The 19,551-nt window shown below is 55.2% G+C and carries 16 protein-coding genes and 1 pseudogene; 3 read left to right on the top strand and 14 right to left on the bottom strand.

From position 1 onward, the window contains the following. Positions 1-25: 25 nt before the first annotated feature. Positions 26-1,987: an alpha/beta hydrolase gene (locus C1J05_RS20130; RefSeq protein ID WP_162798155.1), complete on the top strand. Its 1,962-nt coding sequence runs from the start codon at positions 26-28 to the stop codon at positions 1,985-1,987. A 453-nt stretch (positions 1,988-2,440) separates the two neighbouring features. Here C1J05_RS20130 and C1J05_RS20135 read toward each other — a convergent pair. From C1J05_RS20135 to C1J05_RS20205, 14 genes and pseudogenes are all read right to left on the bottom strand, one after another. After that, positions 2,441-2,820, bottom strand: a pseudogene (locus C1J05_RS20135) (IS5 family transposase); the annotation flags it as partial. Between the two features lie 95 nt (positions 2,821-2,915). Next, positions 2,916-3,221, bottom strand: coding sequence for a hypothetical protein (locus C1J05_RS20140; RefSeq protein WP_114872480.1), 306 nt, complete (start codon positions 3,219-3,221; stop codon positions 2,916-2,918). Between the two features lie 107 nt (positions 3,222-3,328). After that, positions 3,329-3,679, bottom strand: a complete 351-nt coding sequence (locus C1J05_RS20145; RefSeq protein WP_162798157.1) for a GlsB/YeaQ/YmgE family stress response membrane protein — start codon at positions 3,677-3,679, stop codon at positions 3,329-3,331. 32 nt (positions 3,680-3,711) lie between these two features. After that, positions 3,712-4,281 carry a hypothetical protein gene (locus tag C1J05_RS20150; protein WP_162798158.1) on the bottom strand — a complete coding sequence of 190 codons (570 nt, stop codon included), beginning with the start codon at positions 4,279-4,281 and terminating at the stop codon, positions 3,712-3,714. 77 nt (positions 4,282-4,358) lie between these two features. Beyond that, positions 4,359-5,492, bottom strand: coding sequence for an SH3 domain-containing protein (locus C1J05_RS20155; protein ID WP_162798159.1), 1,134 nt, complete (start codon positions 5,490-5,492; stop codon positions 4,359-4,361). Beyond that, positions 5,476-7,173: a serine hydrolase gene (locus C1J05_RS20160; RefSeq protein ID WP_114871825.1), complete on the bottom strand. Its 1,698-nt coding sequence runs from the start codon at positions 7,171-7,173 to the stop codon at positions 5,476-5,478. Before C1J05_RS20160 ends, C1J05_RS20155 begins: the two co-directional genes overlap by 17 nt. 676 nt (positions 7,174-7,849) lie before the next feature. After that, the gene (locus C1J05_RS20170; protein WP_114871827.1) at positions 7,850-8,788 is read right to left on the bottom strand and encodes a metallophosphoesterase family protein; all 939 of its coding nucleotides are present in this window, start codon (positions 8,786-8,788) and stop codon (positions 7,850-7,852) included. Continuing rightward, positions 8,778-9,956, bottom strand: a complete 1,179-nt coding sequence (locus C1J05_RS20175) for a hypothetical protein (RefSeq protein ID WP_205389004.1) — start codon at positions 9,954-9,956, stop codon at positions 8,778-8,780. Before C1J05_RS20175 ends, C1J05_RS20170 begins: the two co-directional genes overlap by 11 nt. A 260-nt stretch (positions 9,957-10,216) precedes the next feature. Next, positions 10,217-10,882, bottom strand: a complete 666-nt coding sequence (locus C1J05_RS20180) for a hypothetical protein (protein ID WP_162798163.1) — start codon at positions 10,880-10,882, stop codon at positions 10,217-10,219. Positions 10,883-10,936: 54 nt separating this feature from the next. Next, a complete protein-coding gene (locus C1J05_RS20185; RefSeq protein ID WP_162798164.1) occupies positions 10,937-11,818 on the bottom strand; it encodes an SdiA-regulated domain-containing protein in 882 nt (293 codons plus the stop codon). 17 nt (positions 11,819-11,835) lie between these two features. Further along, positions 11,836-12,774 (bottom strand): hypothetical protein, encoded by a 939-nt coding sequence (locus C1J05_RS20190; RefSeq protein ID WP_162798165.1) that lies wholly within the window; start codon positions 12,772-12,774, stop codon positions 11,836-11,838. Beyond that, positions 12,747-13,478 carry a heparan-alpha-glucosaminide N-acetyltransferase gene (locus C1J05_RS20195; RefSeq protein ID WP_114871832.1) on the bottom strand — a complete coding sequence of 244 codons (732 nt, stop codon included), beginning with the start codon at positions 13,476-13,478 and terminating at the stop codon, positions 12,747-12,749. Before C1J05_RS20195 ends, C1J05_RS20190 begins: the two co-directional genes overlap by 28 nt. A 256-nt stretch (positions 13,479-13,734) precedes the next feature. After that, entirely contained in the window at positions 13,735-14,037 is a 303-nt protein-coding gene (locus tag C1J05_RS20200) for a hypothetical protein (protein WP_114872482.1), read from the bottom strand. A gap of 352 nt (positions 14,038-14,389) precedes the next feature. Further along, positions 14,390-15,367 (bottom strand): helix-turn-helix domain-containing protein, encoded by a 978-nt coding sequence (locus C1J05_RS20205; protein WP_162798166.1) that lies wholly within the window; start codon positions 15,365-15,367, stop codon positions 14,390-14,392. A 408-nt stretch (positions 15,368-15,775) separates the two neighbouring features. On the opposite strand from C1J05_RS20205, the gene C1J05_RS20210 reads away from it, so the two are divergent. After that, positions 15,776-17,293: a phospholipase D-like domain-containing protein gene (locus tag C1J05_RS20210; RefSeq protein WP_114872483.1), complete on the top strand. Its 1,518-nt coding sequence runs from the start codon at positions 15,776-15,778 to the stop codon at positions 17,291-17,293. A gap of 695 nt (positions 17,294-17,988) precedes the next feature. Continuing rightward, entirely contained in the window at positions 17,989-19,512 is a 1,524-nt protein-coding gene (locus C1J05_RS20215) for a hypothetical protein (protein ID WP_162798167.1), read from the top strand. Positions 19,513-19,551 lie beyond the last annotated feature (39 nt).

A 19,551-nucleotide genomic window follows, 5' to 3' on the forward strand; every position in this document is an offset into this window, starting at 1 on the left:
ACTATCCTCTAAGGTGCAAACTTCTGTGAACAGAATAACGTCGTTTCTCTTGATAGTGCTTGTCATGCTGATCGCTTCCTATCAGGGCGAGACGCATAAAGCATTTGCCTCACAATTGGATTTACAGGTCGATCGGCTGGCAAGGGTCATCTCCCCTCCACGTCTATCCGGTCGAGTAGCCGGTATCCATATTGAAGCCTGCGAACCAACACAGTCGCCGGGTATCAACGCGGTGGAGGGCGAGGACTACTACTGCGGCGTCTTCACCGTGCCGCAGTACTGGGGCGAGCCGGACGGCCCATATCTCGACCTGGCTTTTGTCACGGTCAAGGCGGCTGGCGAAGATCCTGCGTCCAATGCCCTGATCTTTCTGGCCGGCGGTCCCGGCCAGAGTTCACTGACCAAACCCATTGATGGCTATCAGCGTCTGCGGGAAAACCACGACATCATTCGCATGGATCAGCGCGGAACGGGCTTCAGCCAGCGCCTGGGCTATGAAGAGTGCCTGGTCTTGGCGCTGCAGAATGATGCGCCGCCGGCCCAGATCGAAGCCTTGCAAGCAGCGTCCTTCAACCCGTTGGCGGCAGGTTCAACCACGCCGAAGCTGGAAGAGCTAGATATCCCGGTTCTGAACGAGATCTGCTGGGCGCAGTTTACCGCACAGGGGCTCGATCTTAGTCAATTCACGACCGCTGCCGGTGCTCGCGACATCGTGGAACTCCTCAAGGCGTTGGACTACGAGGGTTTCACGGTCCACGGCGTCTCCTATGGCACACGTCTGGCCATGACGATCATGGCTGAACTGCCCACATACGATGACGCGCCCACACTGCGTTCCGTTGTCCTGGATTCAGCCTTTCCGCCTTCGATCTACACGATCGCCGCGTTTCCGCGCAAAGATCATGACTTTATGCTGCAGCTGCTGGCGGAGTGCCGGGCGGATGCCGGGTGTCGCCAAGCGTACCCCAATTTGGACATGCGGCTGTCTGCTTTGCTAAACAGGCTTGAGGACGAACCGCTCATCGCCAGTGGGGAGTCGGTCACCTTGGGTGATGTGGCCAAGCAAATGATGATGGTCGGTGCCTCTCAGGCCGCTTACCTGCCCAGCATGATCGTCGAACTGGAGGCGGGTCTTTTGGACACCTATCTGGCGCTGCGCGATGGGATTGTTGGCAACGATCCCCCCCGAAACTATGCAGGCGACCTCGACCGGAGCGACCCGGTGCAGGCCTTTATCGGCGATGCCTATGATGCCCTCGGCGGCGTTTCAGGCTTGGAATTGATCGTCTATCTCAATTTTTCCCTTGTTGAAGCGGATCCACTGGCAGCCATGCAGACCGTTGTCGCGGAAACCTTCAGCGGCGAAACAGGTGATCGACTCAATGCAAAACTGGCAACGCTGACCGCCGAGGCGATCGCTGAATCGCCTTACGTCGCACAGATCCAGGCGGACTTCGCGGCTGAGATGGGTATTGGCGATCCCGCGGAATTGGCAAAGCTTGAATTGGCCAAACAGCGTCTATCCGTTGCCGGCAGGCTCGCTCAGCCATTGTTCAACACGATCCATTGCATCGAGGACATCCCGTTTGAGCGCTTCGAGGATGCCGTCAACAGCTACAACGATCTGGCATTTCCACAATTGGGCAACCTAGCATTATCGCAAACGATGGCAGACCTTTGTCGTAACTGGCCTGTGGCAGCTGCGCCCATCCAAGTTAAAGACCCGGTGAGCAGCACGGTTCCGACGCTGATCCTGCAAGGCGCATACGACAGGCGGACGCCGGTCTTCATGGGCAAGCGTGCCGCCCGCGAACTGGAGAACAGCACTTACGTCCTTGTTCCGCAGAGTGGGCATGAGGTTTGGAGCTACGCGGGTGACTGTGTGGGCCAGATTGCCGGCGCCTTTATCCAGGATCCAGGCGCTGACCTTGACCTGAGCTGCCTGGACGCGCGACAACCGCAATGGGTATTGCCACGCGAAAAGTGATGGCAACTCCAAATAGTTGATGGTGAAGCTTAATCCGAATAGTGCCGGGAGAGTTCTGTGCCTTTCCAAGAATAATGTTATCCGAACACTGAATTCGCCTCGGTGTGTTTGCCTAAAGTCTGCTGAGATCGCTTCGTCGGAGTACGGAATGGCTGCATCTTACTACGTCAATACTTTTGATTTGCCGCCAGATCAGGCGCGAGCAATTTGGCGTGAGATAACCGACGAAACATACGAACTAGCTTCAGCAGCCTGTGCGGGGAACGACTATAGATTTGCCACGCGTATGTGGCTTGCACCGGATATCTTATTTTTCAGGGTCCGAGCGAAAGCGAACACCATATTCAGACCGAGCAAGCTAGTCGAGGGGCGCCCCACTCGCCTCATAAAGGTTAAACTGTATCAGTATGGCGGAGAAACCATTCAGTTAGATGGTGAGAAATTCCACTTGGATATCTTCGTGGTTATCCCCACGCGAGAGCGCCCGATGGCCTGGCAAAGAGTCCCCCTTTTGCGCCTTGGCCAGAGCGGTGAACCTTGACGATGGTGCCATCGATCATGGCGTATTCGAGGTCGGCGTCTGAGGCTAATACTCTGAACATATGATAGAAAATATCTGCCTTAACCCACCTGCGGAACCGCTTGAACACAGAGTTCCACTTGCCGAATTCGTCCGGCAACTCGCGCCATTGTGCCCCAGTTCGAACGATCCAAAGGACGGCTTCCACAAACAGGCGAGGATCGCGCCCAGTTTGTCCCGGGTCAGTGGGTTTTCCAAGACAATACGGTTCGATGATTGTCCAATGCGCATCGGTCAGGACTCTTCGGGTCAAGGCTGCTCTCCTCTGTTTGCAACCTTGAATCAGAAGTACTTCGCATTCGTCTGAAACGAACATCGCCCCCTCCCCCGTGAGAGAGGGCCTTTCGCTTAGCAGTCTTCGGCAGGCAGCATTCTGACAGTCTGATAGCGGCCATCGCCAACCGTCATTTCGGCGCAAGCGCCTGTCGACCGGTTGAACCAGTACTGCGTCAAGCCCTGGGTCCGGATAAGCTCATACCCAAGGTTCTGGATGCCCAATTCGGCCTGCCCAGCCTTGGCGCCCTGAAACGAACTCAGATCATATTCGCTTCCCACGGCTGGACGGCCGGCCTCAGATGATCCGGTGTCTTCCACACACGCCGTAAGGGAGAGCGTTGCAGCGGCGATCGCCACAGCTTTCAGTTTAAACGTCATTGTATTTCCTTTCATTGGTTTGTTGACGATTCAGGTTGTTTTTCATGTCCATGCGCAAACACGAACAAGAAACAGGGTTTGGGCGTCTCTTCTTGATGCGCCTCAAATCAGGTTGACCGGCGGATCATTCGGACGATCAGAAGAAGAAGCGCGGCACCAATAACCGCAGGAACGAATGTCGCCAGGAAACCGGTTCCGATCGTGATGCCGAGCATTGGGAACAGAAACCCCGCCAGGATCGATCCACCGATCCCCACCACGACATCCCCCCAAAATCCCAGTCCGCTGCCCTTAACGATAAGGCCTGCAAGCCAGCCGACAACTGCACCGACAACGATCATGATCAAAAGACCGATCACCAATCCCAGACCCGTACCAACCGCTTCCGCAGCGCCTTCCTGTGCCAGCGCCGGCCCCGCGGCCAAAGCCACTAAAAATGAAAGCTGTGTTCTTTTCATTGTTCAAGTCTTCCTCTGTTGTAATGCAGGTCTCAGTTACAGTCAGGATAGCGGTAACGGTCGGCTTCGGACACATCTGCCGGACAATCAGTCGGAGCGGAGTGATACCAATGCACGACACGAGTACCAGTCCGATCAAACGAACATTGGAATGTTTGACCGGAGGCGGCACTTCCGTTGACGGCATGTGTACCGTCGACCCTTTGCCCTTCGTAGGAAAGGGAGGCGATTTCGCTTGGCGACACATGCAGGTGATGCGCAGCATAGGTATTGCAGGAGCTCAACATCTGAGATTCATCAACTGCCCCGCCGGAACTGATGCCGCCAGAATGGTACCAGTTTACGACATGCGTTCCGCCCCGATTGAAAGAGCATTGGAATGTCTGGCCAGAGGTCGTGCTGCCATTAACGGCGTGGGTGCCGTCAACCCTCTGACCCTGGTAAGACAAGGATGCGATGTCGCTTGTGGAAATGTGCAGATGATGCGCTGCATAGCTGTTACAATTGCTCATCATCTGCGACTGGTCAGCAGCGGTCGCCGCCTGCCCAGCGCCAAGCGCAACGACAGCGTATGCAAGAATCCTCGCTGTTTTCTGTTTCATGATTACCTTCCTTTTGAATAAAAGTTGACTAGTTTCGGGCTGTTCTGGCTGATCCGGCCAGTATGATGCTTCGAAGATCATCCGCCCCAGATGACCGCGTCAGGAATGACAAAACGTTCCTCGCCGACGAAAACGATGCTGTTGTCGCCATCGCGCGTGACAGTCATGCCGCGTCCCTGGTCTGCCTGCGACTGATCGTAGGATACGGCAGTACCACCTTGGAAGAAAATGGTCCGGCTGCCGCCCTCTGGCCATTCGATCGTTACCGCTCCGGTCCCATTGCCTTGTCTTTTGACTCCAAAATCGCAGCTTTGATCAGGGGCATCTGCGTTGCGCACGCATTGAACCTGTCCTGTGGCGTGATAGTCGATGCCGGGAATCAAGACGTCTTCGTTACCTGCCGGAACGGGGATCAGATCAGGAAGCTGTGTGGCTGCCCCTTCACCGCTTCCTTCAATCAGGAAATCACCCGCGACCCATCCGTCAAAACCGGGATCAGACAGCGTCGCGACGCGGCACCATCTGCGCGCTTCGGCGATGCGGCAGCCAAGGTTCCGCAGCGGTGTGCCATTGACCAAGCGGGTGACAATTCCGGCGCCTTCGGAAGGCTCTTGGCGCATGTTGAGGGTGCCTCCGCCAGTTTCCACGGCCCAATAGTCGGGCCCGCCCTGCAGCCCATCAGCAAAGTCGCCCTGAACGATCTCGCCCGTCTCTCCTGTGATCGAAACTTCAAGCGTGTAATCCGACACCTCCCCGTTTCGCGCGGCGTTTCGGTACAGATAGACCGAGACCGAGTATTCGCCTGAAAGCAGCAGAGCACCCGAAAACCGGTTCAAGTCCGGCATGAGTGGTCCGGTGAGACTGCCTACCGCAAGCGCTCGATAACCAGGGCCGCTGCCGGGTGCGTAAACATTGAAATAGGTCGCGGTGTTGTTTGATGTCAGGCTGATGTTCATCACCTGTCCGGCTTCGGCGCCAAGTTTGTAAACAACGAATTCGCGGCCGGTGATCTGCCCTTTGATCGTTGCACCTGTCGCGCCTGCCGGGAACCGGACCTGCTCTTCGCGCATGTCGTCCTGCGCTGCCACCCGGGTAACAGTCAGAACCAGAAGCAGGATAAGCGCAGAAAAGCCGAGCACCACCCATCGCAAGAAACCAGAAGAAATCCGGCGCGATTGCATGGTCAGGAAAAGATCAGTTGGTTGTGTCATGTGCAAACTCCATAGTTCCAGCGTTCTGCCCCAAAACAAGGACAAGGGTTTTGTCATTCCATTGGAATCCGGTTGTTTCTTGCAGCGCCTTCAGAAATTTGTCTTCCAACGAGTCGGGCTCACAAAGCGCCTTGGTCGACACTTTGGTCACCATCGACAATGCGTCGTCCTTTTGATCGTATTTGCCCAAAACACGGTTGCAATCTGCCTTTACGGCCAGATCACCGCCGTCCTGAAAGAAGATCGCGTAGCGTTGCGGATCCTCGACTGTCGTGGTGTGTCCACTGGCATCCGTCGCCGAAGCCCAGACCCACCGGGTTCCCGTCAAAGACTGGGCAGCATCGGCGCGCTTTTCCAGAGCCCCAGATTCGGCAAGGGCCCCAAACACAAGGCTAGAACCCAGAGCTGCGAGGTTGCGCGCCGAATTCGTCCAGATTACCAGCGATATATCCTGATCACGAAACAGGCCAATGTCGGATTCATAGCCCAAGGTCTGGCCACCATGCCCCCAGAAGCCGCCGGGCTTTTCGCCGATCCCGATGCCATATGTCATGAAACCGCCATCGGTCGGGACACCTTCCAACATTGCCGAAAGCGTCGCCGGATCGTTAAAGAGCCTACCCGCCATCAGGCCGCGTATGAACAGGTCCATGTCCTGAGCCGTCGATATGACACCACCTGCGGCCCAGGCCTGTGACATGTTCCAGTCGGTCGTATCCAAGTCGAAAGGCGGCTGATAGTAAGAGCGGGGCAAGTTGAATTCTGGCTGCGGCACCCCGTTCCAAAGAAAGCTGTTCTGCATCCCCAGCGGTTCGAATATCCGGTCGCGAAACAGATCGCCCAAAGGCTTGCCGGTGATCTTTTCAAGGATCATGCCGATCAGAATGTAGCCGGTATTGCTATATGACCACTGGCCCTGCGCACCCGGTTCGAAATTCGGCGCCCCGTTGTCGATCACAAAGCGGATCAACTCTTCAGGTGTATAGCTTCTGGCCAGAAGATCCTGATCGGACAGCGCACCCTCCATGATACCCGGCACACCGTTCGGGGCGTTGTCGGTATAGCTGAAGATGCCCGAGGTGTGATTGGACAGTTGCCGGATCGTAATCATGTCGCCGAAAGGAAGTGCGGCGGCGACCTCTGGCAAATGCACGGCAAGAAGATCGTCAAGCGAAAGTTCACCTTCCTCGACAAGCTGCATCAGAATGGTCGCTGTTATCATCTTCGAATTGCTGCCGATCTGAAACGGCCGGCCACAGTCCAAAGGTGCATTCGTCGCGATATCTGCCGTGCCGGCGGAACGGTGGTAAGTCCAGTCTGGCGACCGGACGAACAATTCAGAGCCTGGCGCAAATCCCACTACTTCTGCTGATTCCGCGTCGCCGTCGATCACTGTCAGAAGGGTTGAATCGAGCTTGGCGGCAATTGCATCGGGAACTGCCTGATCTGTGACACAGGCGATTGGTGTTACTTGATCTGCTGCAACCGGACCGGGCGAAATAGCCAGAGTAATAAGGCAGAACAAGGCGGCGAAAGCCTTCTGGAGGGGAAAGGACACGTAAAATGGCCCGAAGCCAGGAATGCCTTTGCGGGCCGATAGTCCGCTGAAAAGATCAAGACCTGACGGCATAGGTGGCTTACAACATGGCGTCTTAAGGCGAAGAGTACCCGGATATTTCATGACAATGCCCTGCTCTTTCTGGTTGAAAAGTCACCCGCCGTACCTTCTGAAAACCCGCGCCAATCATCTACTGACCAACGCGGGTTCACGAGAAACGATATTCTACACGACGAGGTTGACGTGTTACTCTTTAAGACCGGTGGCATCACGATCACTTTGTTTTGCCACCGTATACGCCGGCCGGTAAGACAGACGATTGGAACGCTTGTCGTGCCCAGCATCGTAGTCCTGGTCTTAGGCCACGCTCGAAGTCTGCCGTCTCGGCAGTGTCCGAATGTCTATGGTTTTTCCGGTAGTAATTTTCGTTTTGCGTCAACGCTTCGAAGCCTAGAACCGCCTGAACGCCGACCACGGTTTCCTCGTCCTTTTCTGCCTTCGCGAGCAATGGTCCGGTCGCCACCACGAGAGCCGCAACTGCTGAAACGGAAGTCTTTCTCATGATGTTGCAACCCTAATCTCCACGAGTTTCAGGCGGACACATCCTAAAGCAGTTTCCAACAATCGAGTTACCTTCGACAAATTATCGTTTCATATGAGATATGTGTATCGCCACCGGATTCGTCTGGCTATCCGGATTGCGAAGCCGTCATCCATTAACCGAAGCAGCAATCATTAATTTTCGGAAACGTCTTACTGAACGCCGATCTGCTTCGGACTCTGTGGCGTATCAGTGTGACTAGGGCACCAGATCAAGCCGTTTCAAGGCGGAGGAACCACTGCCGACCTGCGTTGGCAATTTAGTCCAGTCAATCGGGAAAGAGAACGCGTCACCCGTATAAGCGGTAATGTCAATTTCACCCTGTGCGGAAATTTCCAGAACCGTGATCGCATGTGCGCTTCGGGTGCTTGTGCCAAGCAATCGGCGCGGCCCACCTCCCAGACAAGCCTGACTGACAAAGACCGTTTCATCCTTCCAACCAGGATAAAACGCATGATGATGACCCGACAAGTGCAGATCAAGATCAATGGACCGGAAGATATCCTGGAGCCCCGTGTCACCAATGATTTCTGTTTCCCGCCCGATGGCGAAGGGCCAAAGCGGCAAATGACTGAAAGCGATCAGCGTCTCATCGCGCGCCGCAAGAGCGCGCAACCGCTTGGATTGCCCGCCTTGCAGTGGCCCGATGACAGTGGCATCCAAAGATACGAATGTGACATTTTTCATCCGGAATGCGTAGAAAAACGGATAGTCGGCGTCATCAATGTAATCGACCGCCGGTTTCCTTGCGCGCCATTGTTCGGCAAAGATCCGGCGTTCCCCTTCAAAGCCACCATAGGCAGAGGCGTCATGGTTACCGGGTGTGACCAACAGGGGGATGCCGGCACTGCGCAGCGGGTCGGTGACCCCGGCATGAAACGCCTGCCACATCGCCTTCACCTGTGTTTCACTTAGAATCGGTCGGCGCTGTCCTGCCACCATGTCGCCCGTGGATATCACCAGATCCGGAGCCAACTTGATGATACGTTCGACCGCGGCGTTGACGCGCGGATTGTAGTCTGTCGATCCGTAAGAGCCATTAAGGTCGGAAATGACCGCAACCCGCAAAGACTGGGCAAAGGCCGACCCGGAAATGAACAGCAGTAAAATCGCGCTTAGAAGCGACTTAACTACCATCACAAGCGATTTCCTTTGCTTCAACACGTCCGGTTTCAAAAAACTCCTTGGGTTCGAGATCGAAGATCAACCGCCCCTGTTCGCAGTTCCCGCGCAAGATTCCGGTGGCCAGTCCGGTATTCGTCACAACCTGAGCGACTTCACGCTCATTCAACCCAAATGACGTTGCCAACCATTGCGCGATTGGACCATAGCCCTGGAAATCCGAGTTCAACGCGATCAGCTTTCGATAGGTCGCCGCATTCAGGTGACGAAGCTTCTCAAGCATCTGTGTGCTCTTGGCAAAATTGGCATATTGCACGCGCCCGCCGGCATCATTGTCATTCAGATTGGTGCGCCTCAGCAGGATGGCATCCGCAGGTACCGATCCGTCGCCGGGTTCGTGGTGCTTTGCCTTCTTGTGCTTGAGCTTGCCACCTTCAAGCCAATAGTAGTAGGGCGTGAAATCGATATTTCCGACGCGGTCCTGCTGGCTGAAGATGAAATCCAAAAGGATGATTTCCGTAAGCTCTGTCATCCAGAAGACCATTTGTTGCGGCGTTACGGACGCACCCATATCCTTGGCGATCTGCCGGTCCTTTCGTCCCTCGCTCAGCCCATGTTCGATCGCTTCCACCAGCGCCTTATCCGAGCGCAGGGCAAGGAACGGCGGTGTTTTCTGGAAATCCTCGTTCTGTCCCTTGCCCCATCCCGAGACGCGCGTCCCGTTGATCTCGGACCCGTAGCGGTGCCCCGGGCTGCTGGTCAGCACGCCGAATATCTGGCTGCGATCCGCTGTAAACAAGTCATCGGTCGGCTGATAGCTGCGGGGGTTTTCCTCGGCGGCAACCAACGCTGCCCACCCGGCATGGTTCATGCGTCCACCGTGTTTTCCCCCGGAAAGGGATAGACCCGAACGCGCGACATCGCCCAGATGTGCTTTGGCGTCAATCGACCGCCAGACCGTGACCGGCACCTTGACCGTCATGTCGAAATAGCGCGAGAAATGGTAATACAGCAGCGGAGAGGGCGAAAACGTGCCGCTGGTCCCCTTGGCATTCATGGTCGGCTTGAACTTGGCCAGCGTATCCTTCGCCAGGCGGTCGGCGGACTTGCCCTCCTTGCAGGCATTGCGCTCGAACTCCACTCGGTTCCCGGCATAGGGTCCTTCGCTGATGTCGTGAACCATCGTTCCCGGACTGGTACTCCAGGTCTTTGGGCACAAGGCGGTATCGGCGGCATAAAGATCAATCGCACAATAGGCCGCTTCCTGTTCGAGATCGTCGTTGTCATACACACCACCCGGAACAGGCGGAATCCGGACACAGCGCTCGGTAATGCCGTTCGGACTGCCAAAGGTTGTCTCGGTACCGCGAACGGCGTCTGACGCAAGAACCGGAGCGGCAATCATGATAAGGGCCAAGGCAAGGCTAGGTTTCATCATCGCGTTCATTTCGGGCACACCGCTGCTTGCTGCGCGGCCGAGATCGTTAGCGCCGGATCAAGTTTGAACTTGTCGAACTTGCTATTGATCCAGGCATCGCAGCCCCCAGAACAGGGCGCACCATTGCGGGCCTCGTTCCAATAGGCCTTTGCCCGCGCCTCGGACCAGCCGCAGAATTGCACCAGCGCCATCGCCGAGAGCGCGCCAGAGGCATGTACGCCCCACATGCAATGCACCAGCACCGGCCCGCCGCCCCCAGTGATCCGGTCATGAACAGACTTCATGACGGCGGATGGGCGGGAAGAGCGCGCCGACTGATAGTCGAGCGTGCCGGATCCGCAGGATGTCGTGCCGTAGTCCGTGTTCTTTCCAAAATCCGCATAGTAAGCCCCGGAAAAGCCCGCCTCGCACAGTTGGGTTCGCTGCGACGAAGACAGGCCGGTTCGGGATTTGTCGCCCCCTTTGAAACCCGCACGGTAAAGGACGCCGGTCAGGACCGGCCGCACAAAGGCCAGACCTTCAGCAGGCGTCGCACCCGACCGCGCGAGCATCTGCTTCTCGGAAGGCCCCCCCGATCTGGTCGTGAAATCCTCGGCCGCCGCCTGCATCCCCACCACGGCCATGAATATTGCAGCCACAAAGCGCGCCGCTATTTGAGTTGATTTCGTCATTGTTCGGTCCTCCATTCGAAGTATGAGAGGCGGCACCCGATGTGCGCGCCGGATTCAGTCTATTCGATAGGTCAGTAGGCGAGAGTCCTTACCGTCATCGGTGACGATAAAGATGGTCTGCCCATCAGAGCTGAGCGCTACGCCTTCGGCATTCGAGACACGACGTGGATGCCCCCGGGCCTCATCCACTAGCACCCAGCCCTGTGCCTGCATCCTGTCGATATCAAAGAAAAATAACGCCTTTCCGGTATCGCTGGTTATCCAAAGTCCCCGCCGCCTTGCGTCCCAGGCGAGGCCCGAGACATCCAGATGATCGTCTTCCGCCTTGTCCGATGCAAAACCGGCAGATCCGGTCAACGCAATGACCTGCCGCACCTGCGCAAGATCCGGCGATAGTGCAATCAAAAGTCTCGGGCGCCGTTCCTTCAAGACGTAGACGATACCGGTCTCGGGATCGACGCTGATCCCCTCCAATCCGTCCTTCGTGTCATTGGCGGAAAAATGGGGCGCGAGACCGGATGCCCCGCTCATCGACAAAAGCGAATGACGGGTCAAATGGCCTGCATTTGAAAAAGCCAGCACTTCGTTCGTGTCTTCACGCACGGCAAGAATACGTCCGCCGCCGACATCAATGGCCACCCCTTCAAGGTCCATGTCAGCATCAAGGGACGATCTCGGCTGAACATACCCCGCCTCATCTAGCTGAAAAAGCATTGCTGTATTGTCGCTTACAGCCCAGAACCCGCCGTCTAGAGCCAGACTGAGGCCCGAAACCTCGGTGAAGCCATGGCCGCGATCCGCAATCTTTTCAGAGCTTTCAAATCTTATCTGGATGCTTTCAGAGGATCCGAACGCAGAAAAACCGAACAAAATCGCGCTGAGAATTGCTGCGACCTTCACCGCAGTCCGCGTTCTGCGCGTCCAAAGCACGGTCACGGCCCCCCCTATATTCATCAATCCACATGCCAATCGGAAATTCCCGTGTCGCCTTGTTTCACCAGTTCCGCCATCTCTCGTTCAAGTGTGGAGCGTCGTTGCCCGCGCGGACCAGACACGACATAGCTTACAATCGGTTTGAACTTGCTCTTGCTCATCGACACGGACTTGAACCCGCGTTCCGCAAGAAGTTCGCGCAGTGCTAGCATTGCATCGGGGCCGACCTGCTCTTCGGAGAACTTAACCTCAAGCTCGAAATTGACCGGGCCGCCAAATGCATAGATCACAATCCACGCGCTGGCCGATGTGATCAGGGCAACGACGGGCAGATCAAGCCCGACACAAAGCCCGATCAGTGTAACGAGAATGAGGCGCATCGTATCGGCCGCGCCGCCGTCGGACTTGAAGCGCAGCAAACCGCCAAGACCAAACAGCACAAAGCCGATCAGATAACCGTGATGCATAATCAGGAAACCTACGACCATACCGATAAGGCCATAGACGAATAGATCGCGCGGAGCATCGAAATCCGCCTTGACCCGGCGCGAGGCGAGATGAACGGGATGATAGGCGATTATGGCGGCCATCGCGGTCGTTTCGATCAGCGCCAATGCGAATTGCCAGAGCTCTTCAGGATTGAAAATCTGATTCCACCCTCGCCCGCGGACATCGATTTCCTGAAGCGCGCCCCCCGCTTCTCCAATGATCTGCGCATGAGCGGCACCTGTCGCGACACAAAGGCACGAAATGACGAGAGCTGCTAGTAATCCTTTGTAAACAGTGGGATGCGTGATCAATCTTTTGTATTCCTTCTTATCATGCCTCACGCTGGTTGGCCCTTCTGGCAGCGATATTCTAGCAAAACGTAGCGCCTCATCGGGTGTTGTGGAACCCCTCTTGCGGCAAGGGACGGCCCACGGCCACATCATCATGATGCTATCTTCATCGTCGTCCAAACCAGAGCCAACAGTATGGGCTGATGCAGCAAGTAGATGGCCAGACTATTCCGGCCGAGCCAAGAAACGGCATAAACGGGAAACCATTGCGGCCACGCGGGTTCCAACCGCCGCAAATGAATGGTCCGGGCAAAAGCAATGCCGAAGAGGAACGAGGCGAACCATGGCACCAGCGGAATGAAATCCAACGAAGCACGCACCTGTGCCCCCAAACCGGTCCACGCCAACCAGGGGGCGGTGAACACATCCCGCCCTACACTTGCATCTGCAATCAGGACCAATACCGCTGCAACAGCGGATACCCAGGCAGGCAAGAAAAGGAACGGAACACCCAAAAGGCTCGCGGCAGCAATCGCGTGTAAAATGCCAAAATAGATGAACCGCGATGGTATAGCGGCGTAAGTCACCAGAGAAATCAAGCACGCGGCACCTGCAATAAGAAGGAACCGCCGAAACCATGCTCTGCTGCGGAAACCATGCTCATTGGCCAGAACAAGGCTAATGCCAGATAAGAACAGAAAGCTCGCGGCGATGCCGCGCGCGTAAAGCGCCCAACCCCCAGTCAGGGTGGTTCCAGACGCGATCAATCCGAAAAGCTCTAAATCTCTTGCAAAGTGGAACACGACCATCTGCGACAGCGCGATTGCGCGGGCAAGGTCAAGAAGACATAACCTTCCGCTGTCGCGTCCATCGGCAAAGCACATCTCAGTACGCGCGGAGGACTGGCCAGAGATCAAGACGCGGACACCTCTTGAAGTTTTCCCACGACGCTTCCGCAATCGACCATAACACTTATGACCTTGTCCAAGTCACGGGGGCTCGAAACACTGGAAGGATCAGCCGCCGAGACCATCAAAAATCCTGTACGGCCTGAACAGTCGAAAAGAACCCCGGCGACATACCATCCTGCATCCACCGCTTTCAGCCGATCGGGCGGAAAGCGGTGGCTTCATTTGCAGTTTACAGAGTTCCTTCATTCGTCAGAGACGAGATGTCTGCCGTCGTTCCATCGCTGTAGCCGATGCAACGCCAAGGCGCCCTGTCGGGGCCAACGCCGACAATCACTTCTGTACCCGCTTGCGAGAAGCTGGAAGACAAAAGAGCCACCTCAGGGTTGTTCGTGACCTGAGTAACATCGCGGAGACAGCCTTGTTCGGCCAGACTTGGCGTGGCTGACTGCGAACCGCTTCCGGAATCTTCGACGCAAGCAACCAGCCCGGTCAGTGCCAGTCCGGCAAGTATCGGCTTTAATGATGTTTTCATGTTCTTTTTCCTCATAAATAGTCCATTTTTCTCTGCCGTTCGAAAAGAAATGCGCGTTTGGCAAAAAGCTAGTGGGGCAGAATATTTACAGGCTAACCCGACTGCATTCAAAATGCCATGCATCGCGGCGTCAATCTATTTCAGGTAGTACAGCAGCTTGGGTTGCTTCGCTATTCATAGAAATAAAGTTGCCAGTATTTTTCCGTCTAAATGCATCGGTATATCATGAAAAACAGGAAATCGGGATGGTCACACGCGCCACGGTTTACGCAGTCAGAACAGCCAGTTACAATTGTCGCGTCCCTGGAAAGACGGAGATCGGCAATCTCACTTTCTTGCACTGTCAGTTTTCCTACCGGCGTGCACGCGTTTCGGAGGGTAATTCCCCGAAACGCTCGCCATAAACGCGCGCGAAGCGGCCAAGATGCCGGAACCCGCAGGCGAGCGCCGCATCCGTCACAGATTTGCCGTCATCGGGCGCCAGCAGCATAGCACGCGCCTCATCAAGCCGGAACGAAGTCAAAACCTGCAACGGTGTCATGGACACTGCATCCTTAAAGGCTTGTTCCAGTGTTCGGTTGCTTAAACCGCAGGCTCTGGCAACTTCGGTAATCATCACGATGTCAGACAAGTTCGCCCGCATGTATTCCATCGCACGCTTAACATGCCGACCTTTGGTTGAAAGTGACGCAATCTGAGGAAGGTGGAATAGGCCTGCGTCGTCCAACAACTCGACCACTTTTTCCGAGACAAACTGGCTCCACTGCGTGTGGACCCCCGGCAAGTCCAGCCGCCGCGAACCCCGAGCAATCTCGGAATACATCGCCATACAACCATGGACTAATTCACCGGACAGTTGATGCTTCTGATGGCTAAGTGCGAAGCTAAAAGAATTCGTGCGATTTGCCTGACGAAGTGGAATGCCCATGCGCTCTGCTGCATTGGCGATTTCCGAGAAGGGGACGACTACCGGTACACCTAAGAACTCATCTCCATTCGGTGAAAAAACTTCAGTTTTGCGGCGATTAGGCGAAAACAATAGAGCACTTACGTTGGCAAGGGCTTCGTGCTCCTTACGATTTGCAGAAGACCTGAGATACCCCTGAAGCGGCACCACAATGGAAACACCGAAACTCTCTCTTACCTCAACCTCGTGACCGGTAGATCGCACTTGACCGACAACCATATTACCGATTGAGTATTTTGATATCGTCGCTTTGCCTTGAGCCTTGTCGGACAGGCGAAACACGTCCGGACTAGAAAACAGACTTGCCCTAGAATTACGGCCCGGCCGATTGTCGTAGCATGAAATACGTTTGAATTTCGACAACGTCTTTACAATCCCACTGCTTCTCAAGAAAAAGTCAAACCAACACTCGTCTTTTTCACTTTCGCTAGCTTCTCAACTTAGCTTCAAAAATCTGGAATTCCAGATCATTTACTCGTTTCAGTTGTACCACTTCACAGGAAAGCGTTGCCGCTAGGTAAAGCGCTTTGAGTCGCTATTGCGTGTTAGGTGTTGCCCATTGTTGAGCCAATTGGCGCCCATCCTGAGCTGGCGTTCTCCGTGTGATGTCAAATGCCTGTCAGCAATCGTTTCCAAATCCCCCTGGATCAATAGTTTGATGTGCCCCTAGTTTTGTAGTCTAAACTGCAGGCCGCTCTCCGTCCCCACCACGGTTTACGCAGGTGGTCTCCGAAGTTACGGTGTATAGGTTTGAAGGACAAAGAAATTGCCATGAAACCGAAATTGTTTTCGAGACTTCTTTTGCTTGCATTTTCGGGCTTCCTGACAGCGTGTACAGAACTACGACCCGTAGATTTGCCATCGCAATCTACGAGTTCACCATCGACAACCGGCGTCTGGCCGGAACTTGACAGTATTTATGCGGGTGACTGGCAGCTGCCTTTGAATGAAGGGCGAGTAGCGCTTGAGTGGCGTCTTCGCGCGATTGATTCCGCAACGCAATCTATCGATTTGCAAAGTTTCATATGGACGTTGGACAAGTCAGGAAGCCTAATCCATGATCGACTAATTCGGGCTGCAGACCGCGGAGTGGACGTCAAAATCCTGATTGACGACTCCTTCCTTGCAGGAGCGGACCGACAAACACTCGCGCTTCACGAACATGAAAACATCCAATACCGAGTGTACAATCCGTACAAGCGTCGATCCACCAATGCAATCACCAGACAAATCCTTAACCTGTCAGAGTTTCATCGCTTGGATCACAGGATGCACAACAAAACCATGGTTGTCGACAATCAGGTCGCAATTATTGGCGGTCGCAACCTTGCCGACGAATACTTTGGTATAGATCAGGATTATAATTTCCGGGATATGGAGTTGCTAATCGGCGGTCCGGTCGTTCCAGAAATATCAATGTCTTTTGACAACTACTGGAATGATCAATGGTCCTTTCCAATTGATGCCGTTAGTCACCTGAGGACACGAAACACTGCGCGAAGCGCGATCAGCCAAAGAGCACAGACCTTGTCCTCTTTCTTCCCAGTTTTGGATGATGCGCAACGGGATCAAATTTGGCGTCAGACCGTTCGGCAATCATTCCGAGGGACTACGATGCTCTACGTGGACAAACCGCCCGGTGTGGCTCCAGACGCGGCAGAGGACAGACCTGTTCAGGTCGCTGGCGAACTTGCGCAACTGATAAACAGTGCGCGTCAGGAAGTTGTGATCGTATCAGCATACTTGATTCCGACTCCGACCATCACCGCTGTCTTACGAAACGCCGCGCAACGGGGTGTAAGTGTGCGGATTCTGACAAACTCCATCAACTCAAACAATCACGTATCGGCATACGCGGCCTATCGAACTCACGTCGCAGAGCTAATGACTTTTGGTACCCAGATTCATGAATTGCGCGCAGATGGGAAGGGTAGATCACGATACATTCTGCCACCGATAAGTGAAAAGAAACTGGGCCTGCATGCCAAATACATGATTGTGGACGGCAGTCGCGTTTTTGTAGGCAGCTCTAACTTGGACCCAAGATCCTTACGGATTAACACGGAGATTGGTTTGGTCGTCGAAAGCCGTGCACTGAGCGAGAGGCTGCTGAAGCTGACCGAACCCGATTTCGCGGCGACTAGTTCGTGGCAACTAACGCTGACCTCTGAAGGTAAAATAAACTGGATCGGGGACGGCGGTATTTTGGTTTCCGAGCCGGCGAGTCACGGATTCCAAAAGATGGAGGAATGGTTTTTTGCACATCTTCCGATAGAAACGGAACTTTAGCAGCCTCATACCGAAGTGCTTTCTATTCGGTCGCGCAAGCCGAGATCGGCCGAACGCTTGCAAAGTCCAGCTAAGGTTGAAGGCTTAATCAAATGAACACATCCGGAAACTCGTTATCAGTTTAACCAGCCCGTGAACAAGTGTCGGGGCATTAACGTCAGACACGGGCGTTTTTCGTGGCTGCATGTCCGGCATGCGGTTAGACTTACTAGATAGGATTGTCGAAACTGAGTGGTTTCGACTGCAAGTTTCGTGATGGGACGTGGGTATTTGAAGCGGGTGTAGATATGCGACAAGGCGATCCGTCACCGTCAGACAACATGGATGTTGCAGTGCGCGAAATGTCCTTGATTGACGGCTTCGTTTTTGGGTTCAGGCAGCCTGCGATCTCGGCTGCGATAGTGATGTCCGACACCGTCAATGTGCAGTCCCTTCGCAGGCGGTTCAGAACCTTGCTGAGCACGCGGATCTTGTTGAGCGAGAGCGAACCGGAGAATACCGGCCTTTCACCGGAACGACTTTTTGTGGGCGATCTGGCGAATGCGGTGCACGCAGTTCTGCAAACGGCAGGCCACCCCGTGGACAGGCGCTTTGTTTGCCGCCGCTCGCAGGCTCAAGACACGCGTAAATGGCAACTTGTCTTGCCCGCCTTTTCGCAAATTGCCGCACAGCAAACGCTCAGATGGGTATGCAGGATGGCCGCTGCCTTGTCGTCTTCGGGCACCCGCGACGCGTTTACGGATGATGAGGCTGCTGCATTCGATTTGCTGCTGGATAACTTGGTGCGCCGCGCGCCGTCAGGTTCGAACGCGCGTAACCTGCTGGAGGCGGCTTATGCTGCCAGCCTGCCGGTCATCCCTCTGCCCGGCGGGACGTTTCAAATCGGATGGGGCCAGGCTTCACGCCGCTTTTCCAGCAGCACAAGTGACGAAACCGGAACCCTTGCAATGAACCTGTCCCGGCGGAAAGACTGGACAAACCGGCTGTTGCACATGGCCGGTTTGCCGGTTCCGCGCCAGTTCCCCGTACGCAACAGGGACGAAGCGGTCGCGGCAGCAAACAGAACGGGCTACCCGACTGTGGTAAAAGCGCTTGATCTTGATCAGGGTGTGGGCATCGAAGCTGGTTTGCAGGATGAAACAGCACTGTGCGCTGCCTATGATCGCGTGGCAAAAGCATCAAAATCCATCGCGGTTGAATCGTTTCTTCCCGGATGCGATTACCGGCTTAATGTTTTGCGCGGCAAGGTCATCGGCGCGGTGCACAGGGTGCCGGCGGGTGTGACGGGTGATGGAACCAGCACTGTTCAGGAACTGGTCGCTCGCGCCAATGAAGACCCGCGCAGAAGCACCAGACGCTCTTCCGTGATGAAACCGATCCTGCTGGACGACGAGGCGGATGAGTTATTGAAACTGGCAGGGCTGTCTCGTACGTCCGTGCCCGACACCGGCACATTCGTCCAGCTCAAGCGCATTGCCAACGTCAGCACTGGCGGTCACACGGTACCGGTGCTGGACGTCCTACACCCGGATAACAGGCACATCTGTGAAGCCGCGGCAACTGCTGTCGGCCTTGATATCGCCGGGGTGGATCTGATTGTGCCGGATATCGCGCGGTCATGGCGCGAAAAGGGGGGCGGAATATGCGAAGTGAACGGGCGACCGCAAATAGGGTTGACCTATCCACACGTCTTTCGCCAGATCCTGAACGAATATGTTCCGTCCAAAGGCCGCATACCGGCATTCCTTGTTCTTGCAGAGCCTGATGACCCTTTTGCACAGGAGGTCTCGGAAAAAATCTTGGCCGCGCAACCCGCGTTCGGGGTGACCACATCCAGCATGCAATGGAAAGGCGGCCAAAAAGGCGGCATCGCTCGGGAAACGCCGCTGCACGGAGCACGCGCCATTTTGATGTCAAAGTCGGCGGAAGGTGTGTTGGCACAATGCACAATTGCGGAATTGCGCCGTGATGGATGCCCTTTTGAAACAATCGACGGGCTGATTGTTTTGTCAGCCACGGCAAAGGCAGCGCAATGTGTCGAAGGTCTTCGGACCATCGCAAAGCAGGTGCGTGGCCCGGCCATCGCATTGAAGGGAACATCAGAGCAGGAAATGCTTGCCTCGGTGTTTTCTGGAGGGACGATTATCGCGGTCAGTGATCCTGCCGCGATGGTGCGCGTTTTATGCAAGCATGTCGAAAACACGTCTGGGCAAAGCTAAAGTCTGCGCCGGATACGAGCAGACCAATTCGAACCGGTC

This window comes from Sulfitobacter sp. JL08, from assembly GCF_003352045.1.
Classification (GTDB): domain Bacteria; phylum Pseudomonadota; class Alphaproteobacteria; order Rhodobacterales; family Rhodobacteraceae; genus JL08.